This is a genomic window from Parasedimentitalea marina, assembly GCF_004006175.1.
In the GTDB taxonomy this organism is placed as follows: Bacteria; Pseudomonadota; Alphaproteobacteria; order Rhodobacterales; family Rhodobacteraceae; genus Parasedimentitalea; species Parasedimentitalea marina.
Genome location: NZ_CP033219.1, coordinates 955,613 through 972,855 on the forward strand (window position 1 = coordinate 955,613; position 17,243 = coordinate 972,855).

A 17,243-nucleotide genomic window follows, 5' to 3' on the forward strand; every position below is an offset into this window, starting at 1 on the left:
GCATGACCACATGCATTAAAACCCCCGCAGGCGACCCTGTCTCACGCTTTTGCTTTGGCACCATGCAATTTGGTGGCAAGGCTGACATTGCGAACAGTCAGGCGCTATATGAGGCCTGCCGGGCCGTTGGTCTAAATTTCTTCGACACAGCAGATGTTTACACCGATGGCACCTCTGAGACGCTGTTGGGAGGATTTGTCAAAGCCGAGCGGGATAAGGTGATCATAGCCACCAAGGTTGGTGCCGAGGGGGGCTGCAGCCGGGACAATATCCTGTCCCGGTTCGACGGATGCCGGCAGCGGTTGGATATGGATTATGTTGATATCCTGTATTTGCACCGCTGGGATGCGAACACGCCGCTAGAGGAAAGTTTTGAAACTCTGGCCGAGCTGCAGCAAGCGGGCAAGATCGGCGCAATTGGGGTGTCCAACTATGCGGCCTGGCAGATCATGAAAGCGCAGGCGGTCGCGGTGGGTTTGGGAACAAAGATCGACATTCTGCAGCCAATGTATAGCCTGGTCAAACGTCAGGCCGAGGTTGAAATGTTGCCAATGGCCGAAAGCGAGGGCTTTGCTGTGGCGTCTTATTCGCCGCTTGGCGGTGGGTTGCTGACTGGCAAATACGGCCCGGGCGACAGCGACAGGAATGGGGCTGACGACAAGGGGCGGCTGGTTGATAACTTGATGTACAAAGCCCGATATGGCGTCGACTGGATGCATCAGGCCGCTCAGGATCTGTCGGCTTTGGCAAGGGATCACGCTGTTGATCCAGCTACCCTGGCCGTGGCTTGGGTCGCGGCGCATTCGGGGATTACCAGCCCGATCATCAGTGCCCGGTCTGTGACGCAGCTTGCGCCCTCTCTGGCGGCGCTTGATTATGATTTGAGTGACGCACTTAAGGCCCAACTGACTGCGCTTACGCCAACCCCGGCCCCAGCAACAGATCGGTTGGAAGAAGTGTAGAAAGGGTGGGCGTTAGGTCAACCCATCCCAGATCAGTTTGAGGCCTGTGCAGGTGAGAAAAACATATGTCATGGAAAAGAAGAATTTTTCGGGAATTTTATCGTGCAGGCTGATACCAATCCATGCGCCGAGCAGCGCAAAAGGTGCCAGCATCAGATCCAGTTTCAGGGTTTCCAGGGTGAACAGCCCAAGAAACGCATAGGGGATGAACTTGGCGGAGTTGAGTATCCCAAAAACCAGCACGGACGAAGCCTGATATTCGGTTTTGCTCATCCGGCGGCCCAACATATATACGGCTGCCGGCGGGCCGCCCGCATGGCTGACGAAGCTGGTGAATCCCGCCACCCCACCGGCCAGGGCGCCGGCCCATTCTGGCATTGGCGGGCGGTCAGCCAGTCGTTTGCGCAGCGCAGTTGACATTTGCCAGGCCACAAATCCAACTGAAATAACACCGATCAGCACCCGCATGGCATCGGCATCTACTGAACGATACAGCAGCGTTCCCATTGCCAGACCAGGCAGCCCACCGGCCAATAACAAGAGCGACTCCCGTAGTTTCCACCGGCCCCAATAAGGCCGGAGCGAGGCAAGATCGATCAGCATCAGCAATGGCAACATCAGCGCCAGTGCAAAACCGGGATCAAGAATGATGGCCAGGAACGATGACGAGGCAAAAGCTGCACCAGATCCAAATCCGCCCTTACTGATGCCCGCAAACATCACTGCGGGTATCGTAAAGACGAAGAAATACTCGCTTATTTCCATCTGAAATCTGCCTGCTCAATCCTAATATGCTAGGGTTCTAGCGCCATCTGATGATGGCTTGCAAGTTGGCAGGGTGGATTGGCGCATTGATGAGAGGGCCGGTTAAACGCCCAGATAGTGATGGATTTTCTGCGGGTCCGCGCGCAGCTCGGCGGCGTCAAGCATTTCGCGGGTCTGGCCGTGTTCTATAAAAGCGACGGTGTCGGCGATCGACAGCACCGCATCCACCCGCTGTTCTACCAGAATTACCGCGACACCTTCGTCGCGCATGCGCACCACAACTTGCCGGATCTGATCGATCATCGACGGTTGCAGCCCCTCAGTTGGTTCGTCCAGCAGCAGCACCTTGGGCCGCAGGCACAGGGCGCGGGCGGTTGCCAGCATTTGCTGCTCGCCACCTGATAGGGTATTGGCCTGTTGCTGCAACCGTTCACGCAGGCGGGGGAAGATGTCCAAGACCCACTCGCGGGTGTCTTCGCCCGATTTGCAGGTCATCATGCCCATCTCGATGTTCTCGGCCACAGTCAGCTCTGCAAACAACCGGCGTCCCTGCGGTACATAGCCAACCCGGCGGGTGGGGATTTTGTGGGCGGGCAGGGCGCTCAGGACCTCACCATCCAGCGCGATTGAGCCTGACATCAGCGGCAGCAACCCCATGATGGATTTCATGATGGTTGTTTTACCGGCGCCATTGCGGCCCAGAATACACAGGATCTCGCCCGGCTTGGCCGTCAGCGTGACGCCAAACAGCGCCTGAACGCGGCCATAGGCAACCTGAATGTCATTGATTTCAAGCATCACTTGTTCCCAGATAAGCGGCCTGTACAGCCGTGTTGGCACGGATTTCATCCGGAGTGCCGGCGGCCAGTACCTCGCCTGCGTTCAGCACTGTGATATGAGTCGCAGTCTGCATCACCACATCCATGTTGTGCTCGATCAGCAGGATTGTGGTCTCGCCGGCCAATGTGTTGATCAGGGTGATGAAATCCGCCACCTCGGAATCCGCCAACCCCTGGGTGGGCTCGTCCAGAATGAACAATCGCGGATCCTGCGCCAATCCCATGGCGATTTCCAGCAGGCGCTGGTGCCCATAGCTAAGATCGCCAGCGTTTTGATCTGTGCGCTCAGCCAGGCCAACCCGGGCCAATACGTCGGCCACTTTGGCGTCCACAGCCGCCACATCCGCACCCAACCGTCGCCGCGCCGCCAGTGCAACGTTTTCATGCAGCGATAGCCCGGCAAACACCGAGGTGATCTGGAAGGTATAGGCGATCCCCAACGAGATCCGCTGGTGGGCGGGCAGGGCATTGATATTCTCACCCTCAAAGAACACATCGCCGCTGGTTGCCGGAATTCGACCACAGAGCATCCCGACGAAGGTCGACTTCCCCGCACCATTGGGCCCGATCAGTGCCATGGTCTTACCGCGTGGCAGGGCAAAATCGATGTCTGTATTCGCCTTGATGCCGCCATAGGACTTGGTCAGCCCCTTGGTCGAGAGGATCGTCATGGCATCCATTTGAACACTCGCTTTCTGAGTTCACCGGCCAGTCCTTGCGGGGCGAATAAGGTCAACAGAACTAGAACCACGCCAGCAATCAGCATATAGGCTGAGGTGATAGAGCTGCTAAGGTCGATCAGGTAGAACATGAAGATGACGCCGATCAGGGGGCCGATGGTGGTGCCTGCGCCGCCCAACAGCACCCAAAGCAGCGGAAAGATCGAATATTGCACGGTGGCAAAGGTCGCCCCGGCATAGCCAAACAGCAGCGCATAAGCCGCGCCTGCCAGACCTGAAATGGTGCCGGAAATCACTACGGCCTTTAATTTGTGGGCGACGGTGTTGTAGCCCAACATCCGGGCCCGCTCCTCGTTTTCGCGGATCGCGATCAGGGTGCGCCCGAATGGCGATTGCACCAGTCGGGCAATGGCCAGAAAACAGATCGAGAACAGCACCAGGGCTGCGAAATAGCGGGCTGTGTCGTTGCTCAGATCCAGCCCAAACATTACCCGGTCGGCTTGCTGAATGACAAAGCCCTCATCGCCGCGGGTATAGGTGCCAAAATACAGGATCGACAGATAGCCCGCCTGAGCAAACATCAGTGTCACGATCATGAAGGATACACCACTGGTGCGCAGCGCCAGAAAGCCGATCACAGCCGAGATTGTCAGTGCCGAGGCTAGTCCAATCGCCAAGGCCGGGGCCGAGGTCAGGTCGAACAGCTCCATCGACAGGCCGAGCCCGTACATGCCGGCCGCAAAGAACAGCGCGTGGCCAAGGCTAAGTAAGCCGGTATAGCCGAACAGAAAATTATAGCCGATGGCATAGACCGCCAGCACCATGATGCGGGACAGGTTGCCGACGTGATAGGTGGGCAGGATAAAGAATGCGACTGCCAGCAGGGCAATCACACCCAGATGCAGCACATTGGAACGTTGGCTATCGGTCAATGTGCCGACCTCCCCAACAGGCCTTGCGGGCGAAACGCCAGCACCATGGCCACCACCAGTGTGGCGATAATCTTAGCCAGTGTCGGCGAGAAAAAGACCGAGATGATGCCATCGCTCATGCCGATCAGGATGGCGGCAATCACGGTGCCGGGCAGACTGCCAAGGCCGCCGATGATCACGGTGATAAAGGCCAGCAACAGCGGGTCATGACCCATCAGATAATGCGCTTGCTGGATTGGCACCACCAGCACGGCGCCGACGGCGGCCAGACCAGCGCCCAGTCCGAAGACCCACATATAGACCCGTTCAACTGGCACACCAAAGGCCAGTGCGGTTTCACTGTCCAACTGGGTGGCGCGCATGATCAGCCCGATCTTGCTGCGGGTAATCACCAGCCACAGGGCTGTCAGAATGCCGATTGCGGCTATGATCACAAACAGTTTGTAACTGGTGATGCTCAGCCCCCAGGGCCAGAACATCGCAAACCCGTTCTCGCCATACTCGAACCAGGGCAAGGCAAGGCGCGTGTTGAACGGCGGTTGCACCGGGCGGGCATCGGGTCCGAATGTCATCAGAGTTGTTTGCTGGATGATATACAGCAGTCCGATGGTCGCCACGATAGTCCGGTCCGGATCATAGTTAATCTTTTGCAGGATGAGCTTGTCTGCGGTGGCGGCAAGAAGGCCCACCACCAGAGGTGCAATCCCCAACGCCAGTATGAAGCCAATCGCCGGGTGTCCGCCGATCAACGAAGTAACCCACCAGGCGATCACTGCGCCCAGCATGTAGAATTCGCCATGAGCCACATTGACGACGCGCATCACGCCAAAAACAATGCTCAGACCCATGGCCGTCAGGGCCAGAATGGCCGCCGTTACAGCACCCTCAAGTGAGGCCAAGAGTAAGTGAGGACCAAAGTCCATGAGTATTATAACCTCGGATTGAATATGCATTTAGCCTGTGCGTAGCTCGGGCCGCGCCTGACCTTTCCCCCGGGAGTGAACACCGGACCGCAAAGCGGCAAACAGTCCGGGGGACTGTTTGAGGTGGGTACGGGCGGAGCCCTGCGCTTTTGAAGACCCCGCCCTAGTTGTCTAGGCTTTAGAAAGACTGCGTGGTGTAGTCCACCTCGTCCTCATAGAGACCATCATCGATAGATGTTGTATGCTCGACCACCAACTTACCGTCTGTGACTTTCGAGATGTACTGATGCCCAAACGTCTGGTGTGTCTTGCCGTTGAAGCGCTTGGCACCTTGCGGATGATCGTCCGACAGCGGCATATCCGACATCGCTTCGACCGCCTCGATCAGTTTGGCCCGATCAGCAGGCCCTTGGTATCCGGCGGTCTCCATACCGCGTTTGATGATGTTTAGGGTCTCCCAGCAGCCAAACATATGCGAGTAGGTCGACACATCCTGCGCATCATCGGTCGAGGCACCATTGTCATCAACCCCCACAGCCGCGCGATAGGCCTTGTCGTGGCTGCTTTGGTCGGCCTGCGCATTGCGCGGGTTGCCCTCCCAGAAATAGGTGCCTTCCAGGAATTCAAGTCCAGGACTTTTGATGTCCACGGCTTCAAGACTGTCGATGAAGCCAAAGATCTCGGGGCTGTTGGGGCCAAAGAACTCACCCAGTTCTTTCACAAAGGTCAGCACAGCGGGGCCAACCATCACGTGATAGATTACCTCAGTCTCACGCGGGATACGTGGGAAATACTTGCTGAACGAGGTTTCAGTTGGCGGAATGGCGATGCTCTCTACCACCTGGCCACCCTGGGCCTCGATGGCAGCGGTAAAGAAGTCGCGGTGATCGTGGCCAAAGGCGAAATCGGGGAAGATCATGGTGACCTTCTTGCCCAGATTATCAGCGACGAATGGTGCCATTGCCTGAACCTGGCTTTTCACGTCGGTGATGCCGGGCTGCAATGTATAGCGGTTCAATTTGCCGCTGGCGACGTGGTGTCCTTCGGAGACCACAAAATACGGTAACTTCAACTCACCCGCACGTGGGGCCGAGCCATATACAACGTGGCTGAACAGGGTGCCAAAGGCGATATCGCACCCGTGCTGGGTTGCGAATTTCTCGACAACCTCGGCGCCGCGTTTAGGGTCGGTGCCGTCATCCTCGGCGACCAGTTCCACAGGGCGGCCATTGATCCCACCCATGTCATTGATGCGTTTGACCGCAGCCTCGGTGGTGCGGTTGTACCAGCGGCCATAGGCAGCGCCGATGCCGGTGCGGTGCACCTGAAAGCCGATTTTGATCGGAGCCGAGCTTTGCGCCTGGGCAAAACCGGACAGACCGGGTAAGGCGCTGGTGGCCGCAATGGCGCCGGTTCCGGCGGCCAGTGTTCTCAGCACGCCACGACGTGTAAATTTGGATTCGGGTTTCGTTACCATGACTTTTCACCTCCCAGTGGTGCACCGATAATACAGGTGCAGTGCAGTCATATTGTGTGTATGCAAATGACTTGTCCAGAGTTTTTTTTGAGGCGAGTTTTGGGTTTGGCGTCACATTCCACGTGGAGTGGCCAGTAGCCACAGGCCAAAAATCGTATAGAGCACCATGAAAATCGCCAGAGGAATTTGGCTGATCAGGGTTTGTCGTTTGCTGTGATACAGCCGGGCGGCAATACAATGGGCGACCAAGACCGAGATCACATGTGACAGCACCACAGTGGCGGCCTGGATAAAAAAGACCACCTGAACGCTGTCTTTCGTTTTTAGAAACCCTGTTGTTACCTGCGTCTTTGTCAGCCCCAGATAATTTGCGCCGGTGGTCAAGGGGTCGCTTAGCGCCAGCAGCGCGAATTGACCGTTGACCAGCGCATAGATGAAAAAATGGGCAAAGTGATAGCCCAGAGCAATGGGAATGATCGACAGGGAAAACCAGCAGAACGCGGTGGCGAAGGGGACCTGATCACGTGGTGCAAGGCCCGTGTTTGCAGCACGGGTGCCCATATAGGTGACCGCAGCAAAAACAATGACCAACAGGGCGTTCATGAACAACAGCCCAATGACCGAGGGCCAAAAAATGGCGGATCTGCCGGGGAACATCAGCGGGTTCACATCGATCTTGGCTAGCCACCAGAAACTTTCTTTTAAGCCGTCAAAACTGCCGACACCCAACAAAACAAGGCAGAAAACTGCCAGGCTGACGGGGGGCTTGGGGAGCGAAAACAGCGCCCAGCCGGGCAGACCGATGCTTAGGCGAGGCAGCCAGCGCACCGGGGAAATGGTCGCGACCAACTTGAACAGAATGGTAAAAGGCTCACAGCGCGACAACCAGATATTGGCGCCAAACAACATCATGCCCACAAAGGTGAACAGCCAATAGCCCAACACAAATTTAGTTAGCCGCGCTGGATCTTCGGGGGCTGGATCGGCGATCTCAAAGGCGCCGAATGCCAGGAATGTCAACACTGCGATCCAGTGGCCGCAGGCTTTGGGCAGTTTCAAAGGCGGCGGCGCGGACTGATATCCGATCAGAATGTGATGGAGCCCGGTCCAGGGGTTCAGAAAGCTCCATAGATTGCCCAATAGGCCATGTGCCAGAACCAGCCCGACCCACCAAATGGTCCAGATCGTCAGGGAAAACAGGTTCTCCAGCGGATCGTTGGTGCCAAATGCTCCGATGGCGCTAAGGGCGAACAGGCAGTTCATTGATACAAAGCTGGTCGTATGTGACACATAATCGGGCAGTTTGATCCTGATCAGAGGTAGTGGTTTAAAGGCCGCCAGCAACCGCGCCTCGGACAGAAACGCCACACCCAGAATTGATGCCACAACCGCTGCGCATCCGGCGAGGATATACAGATTGGTTGGCAGCAACAAAATCAGCGCCTGCTCGGAAGCATGTGCCTGCGCGGGCCGGGAGAGCATAAACCAGGTCAGACTGGCGGCAATTATGTGACGGATTGGCGAGAATGAGATGGGTCTGGACCTAAGAAATAAATGAGCAATCTGCGCTGCGCTTATACGCGGGCAAGTGGAAATCTGTACAGTCTCTTGCGGTTTCTTCGTTCTTGCGGGCTTGACCCTCTATTTAAATACATTAGCATACTAACAATTATATCATACAGTGGAGACCTTGGCCATGACCGAGAAACTCGTCATCAAAAACATTGGCTTGCTGCTGTCTGGCAAGATGGAACAACCGATACTCGACGGCGATTGCATGATCGCCATCGATGGTAAAATCCACGAGTGGGGTTATGAAAAAGATCTGAACATTGAGGATGCCACGACGATTATCGATGCGCATGGTGTGGCCCTGGCGCCGGGCTTGATCGACAGTCACATTCATCCGGTCGTGGGCGATTATACCCCCCGGCAACAACAGGTAAACTGGATTGATTCCACCCTGCATGGCGGCGTCACGACGCTGATTTCAGCGGGGGAAGTCCATATGCCCGGCCGTCCCCGGGATATTGTCGGGCTTAAGGCGATGGCAATTGCGGCGCAGCGTTGGTACGAAAATTTCCGTCCCTCGGGGATGAAGGTCATGGCTGGCGCACCGGTCATCGAGCAAGGCATGGTCGAGCAGGATTTCAAAGATTTGGCCGATGCCGGTGTTACATTGCTGGGCGAGGTTGGTCTGGGCACCGTCAAGGATGGCAAGACGGCCAAGCAGATGGTGGACTGGGCGCGCAAATATGGCATTCAGTCAACGATCCACACCGGCGGCCCCTCCATCCCCGGCTCGGGGTTGATCGATGCGGATATGGTGCTGGAAACTGGCACCGACATCATTGGTCATATCAACGGTGGCCATACTGCGTTGCCGGATGATCAAATCATGTGCCTGTGTGAAAGCTGTACGGCAGGACTGGAAATCGTTCACAACGGCAACGAGCGCGCTGCATTGTTGACGCTGAACACTGCGCGTGAACTGAAGGTGATGGACCGTATTATCTTGGGCACCGATGGGCCTGCCGGATCGGGTGTTCAGCCGCTGGGCATCCTGCGCATGGTGGCGATGCTGTCGTCACTTGGCAATGTCCCGGCCGAGATCGCTTTTTGTTTCGCCAATGGCAATACGTCACGCCAGCGCGAGTTGGACACCGGCTTGATCGAACAGGGCTATTGTGCCGATTTTGTGCTGATGGATCAGGCCCAGCATGCGCCGGGTAAAACCATGTTGGAATCGGTTCAGCTGGGCAATTTGCCCGGTGTAGGCATGACCATCATTGACGGCGTTGTGCGCAGCGAGCGCAGTCGCAATACGCCGCCAGCCACACGATTGCCCGAAGTCTTGGCGTAACACTCCAAGGGCAGTACCTGACCTTAGGTGGGGCTGCCCAATCTGTCGGCCGGGCGGGCGTTCGCTGCATTTTACGAAACAGGTTCTTCAGGTCAGTTTACGCAGCAGCATTAAGAACTTTCGCTGCTCCGAGGCGGTAAGTGGGGCCAGGGTCTCGGCGGTAATGTTATGGGCCAGAGGGAACATGCCCTCGACCAGCTGTCGGCCCTGATCGGTGAGTGAAATCAAACTGCGCCGCTTGTCGTTAGGGTCGGCCTCGACAATGGCGTAGCCCTTTTTGCGCAACCGATCCACGACTCCCTTGATGGTGGCGACATCCATTGATGCCATCCGGCCCAACTGGTTCTGCGAGCATTTTCCCTGTTCATGCAGGCGCGCCAGCGCAGCAAACTGGGTTGCTGTAAGGCCCTGTATTGCATGGGATTGATAGATTGCCGCGTGTTTCTGACTGGCCTGACGCATAAGGTACCCGACCTGGTCATCCAGGATGTAGGTGTCTGGGGTATCAGAATCAGGCATGGCCATGGTCGCTCTTTTCATTCACGAATTTTGTTCGTGTTAGTATGAACGAGGCCGACGGGCAATGTCGATCACAGGTTGGTCCGGGCAAAGATGCCCAGAACGTCCTGTGATCGAACAAGCACTAATTACTTCAGCCCGTCTTTACCAATGGCGTCTGTGCTCGTTAGCCCACCGACGCGGGGCAGTGGGCGACCACTGTCCGTCACGGCCACTGCAACCATGATTTCATTGGCCCGTGGCGCGTCGTTCAGGCGCACTTCTATACCATCAAAATGGCTGCGCACATAGGCGGCATCTTTGTGGCCCAGCGGCACATCCAGAACCTGACCGGGGCTGCCCATCTTTTTCGACGATGGGACCAGCGCCGCCCCTTTTTCGACCGCCACCCGCAGCGGAGCACCCAATTTGGGATGCAGAATGGCGGCTGCGTGTTCCAGCTCGCCGTTTTCGCCAACCATCGCCGACTTGCCATAGCTTTCAGCCTGATCAGGTGTGATCCCCAGCGCCTCGACGCATTTGGCGCCCAGCAATCCGCCCAGTTCGGCGCCGATGTCCATCAAGTCCGTCAGATCGTCTTGGTAATGCCCGGCAAAGGGGTTTTCAATCACTGCCACGGCCACCGCTTTGCGGGTTGCAGGGCTAATGGTGCGGCCAATCTCGGAATGGACCTCCTCGACGTTCACCGCGATTTTGCGAATTTTAGCAGTCATCGTAAACCATCCTCTCCTTTGATGTCCTTGGCTTCCAGCCCTCCAGACCGCGAATGCACCCGTCCGCCAGTTGTCATGACCAATGCAAAGGCCAGCTCACCGGCGCGCGGCGCATCGTTGCAGCCGACCTCCATTGAATCAAAATGGCTGCGCACATAGGCGGCGTTGACATGGGTGATCGGCACATCCAGCCGTGCGCCAACACCGCCGACCTTTTTCGACGAGGGTACAATTGCGTTTGCCGTGCCTAGCAATTGCCGCATGGCATAACCACCCGGAGCATGCCACAGGGCGCCATGCTCCAGCTCTCCGCCTTCGCCAACCAGTGAGCCCTTGCCGTATCCTTCGATCTTGTCGGGCCCACCCAGCATGTCGAGCAGCCGCTGTGCCATATCCAGCCCCAGCGGTTTCAGATCTTCCATGAAACCCTGGATCTCGGGCTCATAACGGCCAGCAAAGGGGTTTTTGATGATTGCAAGCATGGCCCCACGCAATAGCGGGGTATCGGCGGCCGGGCCGCCTTCGTGAAAGATCTCTTCGCGGGAGGAGATGATTTTTCGGATGTGTAGATCAGGCATTAACTTGCGTCCTAACAGAGGGGGTGAAACCGGTGCGGCCAATGAGCCGGTTTTCGCCCTGCAAAAACAGAGCTGCGGCAATGATATGGCCCGAGTGTTGCATGTCCAGCGCCTGATGTGCGCCGGCTTGCAGGGCGGTATGGATGTCCGCCGTTGAGAGTGCCTCGCAATGAGTCACCACAAGCCGGGCACCCAGATCGCTGTCGCTTTGCACCTGGTCAGCGGCGCGGCGGTGAATGGCGGTGTGTCCAGGGAGATCCACGGCATTGGCAATCAGGGTGGCAGCAGCATCTGCCTGCGCGGCGCTGCTGGCCAGGACCGTAACACTATCAGCGATGCCCATTGACAGGCTGCGGCCATGTCGGCCTGAGGTGGCGATGCCGCCAATCCTATCTGCATGGGTGAGCTGAATACGGCCAAGATCCCGTCCCTGATGGTCCATCATGGCGGTGTCAAAATGCTGGCCAGGGGCAAGGTGAAGGGCAATATCACCGCCATTGTTGACATAAATCCGTTGCAGTGGCGTGATGGCCTGCATCGCGACCAGAACCGTATCTGCCACGGCCCCGGCCACGGCGGCCATGGGGGTGACAAAGTGATCGCACAGGGGCCGTGTCGCACGGTCCATGGCTTGCGCGATCTCCCCCTTAGGGGTGGGCGACAGAGCAACGAGCTGCGATTTCAGCAATGGCAGTTCAGCGACCAACTCGTCCAGCACAGTTGCAAAGCGTGCCTTGGCTGCAGCAAATCCTGCGTCGCGATCCCCATCAGCACCAATCACCAGATCAATTGGCCCGTGCTGCAAATGCAGCCGGGTACCACAGGGGAGCAGGCTGGCCAGCGCTGGCATTAGCCTCGCTCCTTTGCCCAACGATAATTGGTGCGGTCCATTGGGTCTGGTTGGCTGTCCCGCTGGGCGATCTTGCGGGTCTCAGGCGATACGATGGCGGCGACCTTTTTGATCTCATCCATATGGCCACCCAGGGTGCCATAATCGGCGACGCGCATAGTGAATTCAATTGGAGCGACCAATGCCGGTGTGGGCACATAGCCAAATGAACCAGTGGGCATATCCATGACATCCACCATCACAGTGATACCGCCACCAGGCCAGACATAGCTTTCCGCACCGCCGCAGGACACAAAGGTCAGCGAGTCCTTGACCGAGCGGGTCAGGCGCACCGGGTTTTCCGTCACCCCAGCGCGCAGGCTGCCGCCAGCGCCGCCCATGAACAGCACCGAACAGACCGAGGGCTCGCAGTTTTCCGCGATCAGATCTGCCGAGGCCTTGAGTCGGGCAGGGATTTCAGCCGGCTGTGGCAGCAGATCAGCGTCCAGCACGAAATAGCCATACTGCTCACCGGTGGTGGACACCATCAACAAAGTCAGGCCTTCCCAGGCGATCTTGGGGTTGAAGGGCCCCAGTATGGTCAGCGGGTCCTCGATATCGGTGCCGCCCCAGCCGGTGCCGGGTTGAGCGACCTGAAAGTAACGCCCAGGTGTCGACCGGCGGCCTTTGATCTTGATACCGGTGGGGGCAACGTTCAGTTCCTTGCCGGTCTGATGCTCAGACAAGACGCCAGTGATATGGTCATCGACCACCACCACATCATCCACGTGGCCGACCCATTGTTTGGGGAACATTCCGATGGTGGCCGATCCACAACCCACCCGCATCAGTTTTTCTTCGACCCCGTTGACCAGTGGTGGTTTGCCGGCCTCAACCACCACCGAAGTCTGGTGATCCTCTTCGCCGACAATCATTTCCACCGGTTCGCGGTTGCACAGGCGCAGCAGCGCGTCGCAGGTCACGCGGCCTTCTTTCTTGGTGCCGCCAGTCAGATGTTCAACACCGCCCAGCGATAGCATCTTAGAGCCGTACTCGCTGGTCATCACATGGCCAATCGGTTCGCCATTCACCCGCACCACGTCGCGCTCGTGACCAATGTGGCGGTCAGTGTCGATCTTTACCTTGACCCCGCAATACGAGAAAATGCCTTCGGTCACCACGGTGACCATGTCGACGCCATCGATTTCCTGGCTGACGATGAAGGGTGCAGGTTTGTAGTCGGGGTAGGTGGTTCCAGCCCCTACGGCCGTGACAAAGGGCCGATCACCCTGAACGATATTGCCGTCCCAGTCCTCGGGCTTGCTGTCTTTCAGGAACGGAACCAGTTTGTGGCTGGTGTTTTCGATAATCGTCAACGCATCCAGCCGCACCAGATCGCCACCATGGTTGGCATAGCGATCGCAGGCACCAATTTTGCCGTCGGCGATGAAACACATCACCGGGCAAGCGTCACAACGAATTTTCGCAGGTGTCACGCGGTCAGTTGCCATTGTTCAATTCCTTGATTGCGGCGCGAACGCGCGCGGGGGTGGCAGGGACCTGGGTCAATCGCACACCAGCGGCGTCTTTGATTGCGTTTAACAAGGCCGGAGCTGTAGGGATCAGGACGTGCTCGCCCAGCCCCTTGGCGCCGTAAGGGCCATGGGCGTCCGGAACCTCGACAATGAGAGTTTCGATTGGGGGCACATCGCCGATGGTTGGGATCAGATAGTCGTGCAGGTTTTCGGTGCGGCCGGGAATATATTCTTCCATCAGCGCCATACCCAGACCCTGGGCAATGCCGCCCTCGACCTGGCCCTCGACCAGCATCGGATTGATCGCCTTGCCGACATCATGGGCGGCGACAAACCGGATCGGCGTCACCAAGCCCAATGCGGTATCCACTTCGACCACCACCAACTGTGCGCAATAGCCAAACTGCGCATAGGGCACACCCTGTCCGTTTTTATCCAGCGGTTTGGTCGGTGGATCATAGGTTTCCTGGGCGCGAAACACGTAGCCTTCGTCGTCGTATGACAGGGAGGGCAGATTGATCTTGTGTTCATCGGCGCCGTCAATGATCCGGATTGTCCCTGCGCCAAACTTCAGCTTGGCATTGTTGCTGGCATTGACGCGCTTCAGGATCTCGGCCCGCAGGGCCAGGCCGGACAGTCGCGCGGCACTGCCTGACACATAGGTCTGACGCGAGGCAGAGGTCTTGCCCGCGTCCGGTGTGACGTCAGTATCCGCGCCAATCCGTTTGATTTGATGCACAGGTATGCCCAACGCGGTGGCAAAGATCTGGGTGATGACCGTGTTGGCCCCCTGACCGATGTCCATAGCGCCTTGATGCAGCACCACAGTGCCATCCGGGCGCACTCCGGATTTGATGGTTGAAGGATTGGGCAGCGAGGTATTGCCGCAGCCGTACCAGCCCGACGCGATGCCAACACCGCGTTTACGGGTCTTGCTGGTCTCGTTGAACAGGGCCACTGCAGCGCGTTCGCTGTCCCAGGCGAGTTGCAGGGCCGTCAGGCAGGCCTTGATGCCGACACCCTGTTCAAACACCTGCCCACAGACCGTGGGTACGTTGTCTTCCAGTGCATTCAGCAGGCGAAACTGCAGCCGGTCGATGCCCAACTTATCTGCCAACTCGTCAAACAGGCTTTCCTGCGCGATGGCGGCTTGTGGCACTCCGAACCCACGGAACGCACCGGACGGTGGGTTATGGGTATGGATCGCCCGCGCCTCGGCCCGGTAATTGGCAATGCGGTAGGGGCCAGAGGCGTGCACCGGAACCCGGTTGGACACGGTCGGGCCCCAACTGGCATAGGCGCCAGTGTTGAAATCGCCGGAGAAGTCAAAGCCCTGAATATACCCATCACGGTTGGCACCGATCTTCAGCCGGATATCCGACGGATGGCGTTTGGTGGTCGATTGCATCGATTCCGAGCGCGAATAGGTGATCCGCACTGCTTTGCCGGTCTTCAGTGCCGCCAGCGCCAGATAGGGCTGTACCGACAGATCCAGTTTCGAGCCAAAACCGCCGCCGACTTCGGTGGGCACGATGCGGATGTTTTTACGATCCATGCCCAGAATGATTTCCAGCCCGTCCAGATCCATCACCGGCGCCTGGGTGCAGGCGTGCACCTCGACCCGGCCATTCTTGATCCGGGCAAAGCCGGCTTCGGGTTCGATATAGGCGTGCTCGACAAAACCGCTTTGAAACTGCCCTTCGACGCAGACATCTGCTGTCGTCAGGGCCTGGGCTGCATCGCCTTGCTGCACAAATCCAGCGCACATCAGGTTGTTGTCCCGTCCCGAATGCAGTCGCGGAGCCTGAGGCGCGGTTGCTGTGGCGACCGTCGCGACGCTGGGCAATTCTGTCCAGACCACAGGGAATGAGGCGACGTCAAATACCTGCATGACATCTGCGCGTCCGACAACAGCGGCGATGGCCTCGCCGCGAAACCGGGCTGTGCCCTCGGCAAAGACAGGCTGGTCGGCAAAGTCTGGGATGACGCCAAAGACGTTCTGTCCGGGGATATCTGCACTGGTCAAAACGGCCTCGATCCCGTCGGTCTGGTGCTGCCACTGCTGTAAGTCACCAAAGGTGAAACCGGCATGGGCAAAAGGTGAGCGAATGACCCGCAGTACTAGCGCATCAGCGGGGGCTACATCGTCGCCATAGGCCTCGGTTCCGTTGACCTTGGCAGTGCCGTCCAGCCGTCGAATGGAGGTTCCCACGGTGCCGTCGTTTGTCTCGGCGGGGATCTGGACGTGACTGGCCAGTACCGCATCAATGATCTTACGATAGCCGGTGCAGCGGCAAAGCACACCGCCCAAGGCATCTTTGACCTGATCATCCGATGGGGCTGGTGTCTCGCGCAGCAAGGCCACAGCCGAGACCATCATGCCGGGCGTACATATGCCACACTGCGCCGCACCATGGGTTTGAAAGCTCTCCGTCAGGCGTTGCGCATCAGGGTCATGACGGGTCAGACCGGTCAGTGTTTCAACATGCCGTCCCTCTGCCTGTTGGGTTGGTGTCAGACAAGCACAGACCGGAGCGCCGTCGATCAGTACCGTACAGGCCCCGCAATCGCCTGCATCACAGCCCACTTTGACATCGCGCTGGCCCAGGGTCTCGCGCAGCGTATGCGAGAGGCGCTCTCCGGCCTGCGGAGTGGCACAGACGCTTTGAGTATTAAGGAGGAAATTCGTCATTGGGTTCAGGACCTGCTTATCCATTGGCATGGGCGGCGCGGCGAATGGCGCGGACAATCTGTTCGGCGACTGCCTCCAGCCGATAGTCACCATCGGCGCGAATATCGGTAATCGGGGCAAGCGGAGCCAGATGGGAGGAGGTGACCGAGACCTTTTGCGGCGTTTGCCCGATCAGGTCGGCTTCAAGTGTCATCAACCGCCGGGCCACAGGGGAGCACGCGCCAACAGCGACGCGGGCAAAATCAATACGGCCCCGGGCATCGCAGCCAATGACCACCGCCACCATCGTGATGGAAATCACCAGATAGCTGCGGCTTCCCAGTTTCTCGAACGCAGCGCCACTATGGGCGGGCAGGGTCGGGACAAGAATGGCCGTCACCATCTCATCCGCGCGCAACTGCGTCTGGCGCGGGCCGGTTACAAAATCCTCTACCGGCATTTGACGGGTTTCATTGGGGCCGGAAATCTCGACCTTGGCCCCCAATGTCATTAACGGCGGCATGCCATCCGCCGCCGGAGAGGCATTGCAGATGTTGCCGGCGACGGTACCCGCGTTTTGAATTTGCACGCTGCCCACTGTGCGCGCAGCTTCCTGTAACCCCGCAAAATAGTTTGGAAGTTTGGTATTGGCAATCTCGCTCCACCGGGTGGCGGCGCCGATGCGCAATTCATCCGGGGTCCACAGTAGACCTGTAAGCCCGTCAATGCGGGTGACATCCAATAGCCCTTTTTGCAGCGGATCGCGACCCTGCGCCGGGAAGACATCGGTGCCACCAGCAATGATGCTGACGTCATGTGAAGCGATTAGAGACAGCGCGTCGCTTAGCGCAGTTGGGGCGAAATAGGTCAAAATTTCTCCTCGTCAGGCTCTTGAAAATTTGTTTGTATGCTAATGGTATTGCTTGGGGTCAATCCTTGTCAATGGAAAACCCTTTC

Annotated in this window: 16 protein-coding genes; 2 read left to right on the top strand and 14 right to left on the bottom strand. The window is 57.9% G+C overall.

Annotation, left to right across the window (positions count from 1 at the left end; translation table 11 throughout):
* Positions 1-2: 2 nt before the first annotated feature.
* A complete protein-coding gene (locus EBB79_RS04665; RefSeq protein ID WP_127747816.1) occupies positions 3-962 on the top strand; it encodes an aldo/keto reductase in 960 nt (319 codons plus the stop codon).
* 12 nt (positions 963-974) lie between these two features.
* Here EBB79_RS04665 and EBB79_RS04670 read toward each other — a convergent pair whose 3' ends face one another.
* The 7 genes from EBB79_RS04670 to EBB79_RS04700 form a co-directional block, all read right to left on the bottom strand.
* The gene (locus tag EBB79_RS04670) at positions 975-1,727 is read right to left on the bottom strand and encodes a sulfite exporter TauE/SafE family protein (protein ID WP_127747817.1); all 753 of its coding nucleotides are present in this window, start codon (positions 1,725-1,727) and stop codon (positions 975-977) included.
* Between the two features lie 102 nt (positions 1,728-1,829).
* A complete protein-coding gene (locus EBB79_RS04675) occupies positions 1,830-2,525 on the bottom strand; it encodes an ABC transporter ATP-binding protein (RefSeq protein ID WP_127747818.1) in 696 nt (231 codons plus the stop codon).
* Entirely contained in the window at positions 2,518-3,237 is a 720-nt protein-coding gene (locus tag EBB79_RS04680) for an ABC transporter ATP-binding protein (RefSeq protein WP_202977657.1), read from the bottom strand. Before EBB79_RS04680 ends, EBB79_RS04675 begins: the two co-directional genes overlap by 8 nt.
* Positions 3,234-4,178, bottom strand: a complete 945-nt coding sequence (locus EBB79_RS04685; protein WP_127747820.1) for a branched-chain amino acid ABC transporter permease — start codon at positions 4,176-4,178, stop codon at positions 3,234-3,236. Before EBB79_RS04685 ends, EBB79_RS04680 begins: the two co-directional genes overlap by 4 nt.
* Complete coding sequence (locus tag EBB79_RS04690; protein WP_127747821.1) at positions 4,175-5,101, bottom strand: branched-chain amino acid ABC transporter permease; 927 nt, start codon at positions 5,099-5,101, stop codon at positions 4,175-4,177. The genes EBB79_RS04685 and EBB79_RS04690 overlap by 4 nt, the downstream gene beginning before the upstream one ends.
* 178 nt (positions 5,102-5,279) lie before the next feature.
* Positions 5,280-6,578, bottom strand: a complete 1,299-nt coding sequence (locus tag EBB79_RS04695) for an ABC transporter substrate-binding protein (RefSeq protein WP_127747822.1) — start codon at positions 6,576-6,578, stop codon at positions 5,280-5,282.
* 111 nt (positions 6,579-6,689) lie between these two features.
* Complete coding sequence (locus EBB79_RS04700; RefSeq protein ID WP_127747823.1) at positions 6,690-8,060, bottom strand: hypothetical protein; 1,371 nt, start codon at positions 8,058-8,060, stop codon at positions 6,690-6,692.
* 214 nt (positions 8,061-8,274) lie between these two features.
* On the opposite strand from EBB79_RS04700, the gene EBB79_RS04705 reads away from it, so the two are divergent.
* Entirely contained in the window at positions 8,275-9,441 is a 1,167-nt protein-coding gene (locus EBB79_RS04705; RefSeq protein WP_127747824.1) for an amidohydrolase family protein, read from the top strand.
* Positions 9,442-9,528: 87 nt separating this feature from the next.
* Here EBB79_RS04705 and EBB79_RS04710 read toward each other — a convergent pair whose 3' ends face one another.
* From EBB79_RS04710 to EBB79_RS04740, 7 genes are all read right to left on the bottom strand, one after another.
* Positions 9,529-9,966 carry a MarR family winged helix-turn-helix transcriptional regulator gene (locus EBB79_RS04710; RefSeq protein ID WP_127747825.1) on the bottom strand — a complete coding sequence of 146 codons (438 nt, stop codon included), beginning with the start codon at positions 9,964-9,966 and terminating at the stop codon, positions 9,529-9,531.
* Between the two features lie 122 nt (positions 9,967-10,088).
* Positions 10,089-10,673 (bottom strand): amino acid synthesis family protein, encoded by a 585-nt coding sequence (locus EBB79_RS04715; protein ID WP_127747826.1) that lies wholly within the window; start codon positions 10,671-10,673, stop codon positions 10,089-10,091.
* Positions 10,670-11,251, bottom strand: coding sequence for an amino acid synthesis family protein (locus EBB79_RS04720; RefSeq protein ID WP_127747827.1), 582 nt, complete (start codon positions 11,249-11,251; stop codon positions 10,670-10,672). The genes EBB79_RS04715 and EBB79_RS04720 overlap by 4 nt, the downstream gene beginning before the upstream one ends.
* On the bottom strand, positions 11,244-12,101 hold the full coding sequence (locus tag EBB79_RS04725) for a UPF0280 family protein (RefSeq protein WP_127747828.1): 858 nt from the start codon (positions 12,099-12,101) through the stop codon (positions 11,244-11,246). Before EBB79_RS04725 ends, EBB79_RS04720 begins: the two co-directional genes overlap by 8 nt.
* On the bottom strand, positions 12,101-13,591 hold the full coding sequence (locus EBB79_RS04730; RefSeq protein WP_127747829.1) for a 6-hydroxynicotinate reductase: 1,491 nt from the start codon (positions 13,589-13,591) through the stop codon (positions 12,101-12,103). Before EBB79_RS04730 ends, EBB79_RS04725 begins: the two co-directional genes overlap by 1 nt.
* Positions 13,581-16,331, bottom strand: coding sequence for a molybdopterin-dependent oxidoreductase (locus EBB79_RS04735; RefSeq protein ID WP_127747830.1), 2,751 nt, complete (start codon positions 16,329-16,331; stop codon positions 13,581-13,583). The genes EBB79_RS04730 and EBB79_RS04735 overlap by 11 nt, the downstream gene beginning before the upstream one ends.
* Complete coding sequence (locus EBB79_RS04740; RefSeq protein ID WP_127747831.1) at positions 16,324-17,157, bottom strand: FAD binding domain-containing protein; 834 nt, start codon at positions 17,155-17,157, stop codon at positions 16,324-16,326. The genes EBB79_RS04735 and EBB79_RS04740 overlap by 8 nt, the downstream gene beginning before the upstream one ends.
* Positions 17,158-17,243 lie beyond the last annotated feature (86 nt).

What these genes read in the sequence shown, in the direction of transcription:
- EBB79_RS04665 (WP_127747816.1), top strand. Translation starts at nt 3, where the DNA reads ATGACCACATGCATTAAAACCCCCGCAGGCGACCCTGTCTCACGCTTT.
- EBB79_RS04670 (WP_127747817.1), bottom strand. Translation starts at nt 1,727, where the DNA reads ATGGAAATAAGCGAGTATTTCTTCGTCTTTACGATACCCGCAGTGATG.
- EBB79_RS04675 (WP_127747818.1), bottom strand. Translation starts at nt 2,525, where the DNA reads ATGCTTGAAATCAATGACATTCAGGTTGCCTATGGCCGCGTTCAGGCG.
- EBB79_RS04680 (WP_202977657.1), bottom strand. Translation starts at nt 3,237, where the DNA reads ATGACGATCCTCTCGACCAAGGGGCTGACCAAGTCCTATGGCGGCATC.
- EBB79_RS04690 (WP_127747821.1), bottom strand. Translation starts at nt 5,101, where the DNA reads ATGGACTTTGGTCCTCACTTACTCTTGGCCTCACTTGAGGGTGCTGTA.
- EBB79_RS04695 (WP_127747822.1), bottom strand. Translation starts at nt 6,578, where the DNA reads ATGGTAACGAAACCCGAATCCAAATTTACACGTCGTGGCGTGCTGAGA.
- EBB79_RS04700 (WP_127747823.1), bottom strand. Translation starts at nt 8,060, where the DNA reads ATGCTCTCCCGGCCCGCGCAGGCACATGCTTCCGAGCAGGCGCTGATT.
- EBB79_RS04705 (WP_127747824.1), top strand. Translation starts at nt 8,275, where the DNA reads ATGACCGAGAAACTCGTCATCAAAAACATTGGCTTGCTGCTGTCTGGC.
- EBB79_RS04710 (WP_127747825.1), bottom strand. Translation starts at nt 9,966, where the DNA reads ATGGCCATGCCTGATTCTGATACCCCAGACACCTACATCCTGGATGAC.
- EBB79_RS04715 (WP_127747826.1), bottom strand. Translation starts at nt 10,673, where the DNA reads ATGACTGCTAAAATTCGCAAAATCGCGGTGAACGTCGAGGAGGTCCAT.
- EBB79_RS04720 (WP_127747827.1), bottom strand. Translation starts at nt 11,251, where the DNA reads ATGCCTGATCTACACATCCGAAAAATCATCTCCTCCCGCGAAGAGATC.
- EBB79_RS04725 (WP_127747828.1), bottom strand. Translation starts at nt 12,101, where the DNA reads ATGCCAGCGCTGGCCAGCCTGCTCCCCTGTGGTACCCGGCTGCATTTG.
- EBB79_RS04730 (WP_127747829.1), bottom strand. Translation starts at nt 13,591, where the DNA reads ATGGCAACTGACCGCGTGACACCTGCGAAAATTCGTTGTGACGCTTGC.
- EBB79_RS04735 (WP_127747830.1), bottom strand. Translation starts at nt 16,331, where the DNA reads ATGGATAAGCAGGTCCTGAACCCAATGACGAATTTCCTCCTTAATACT.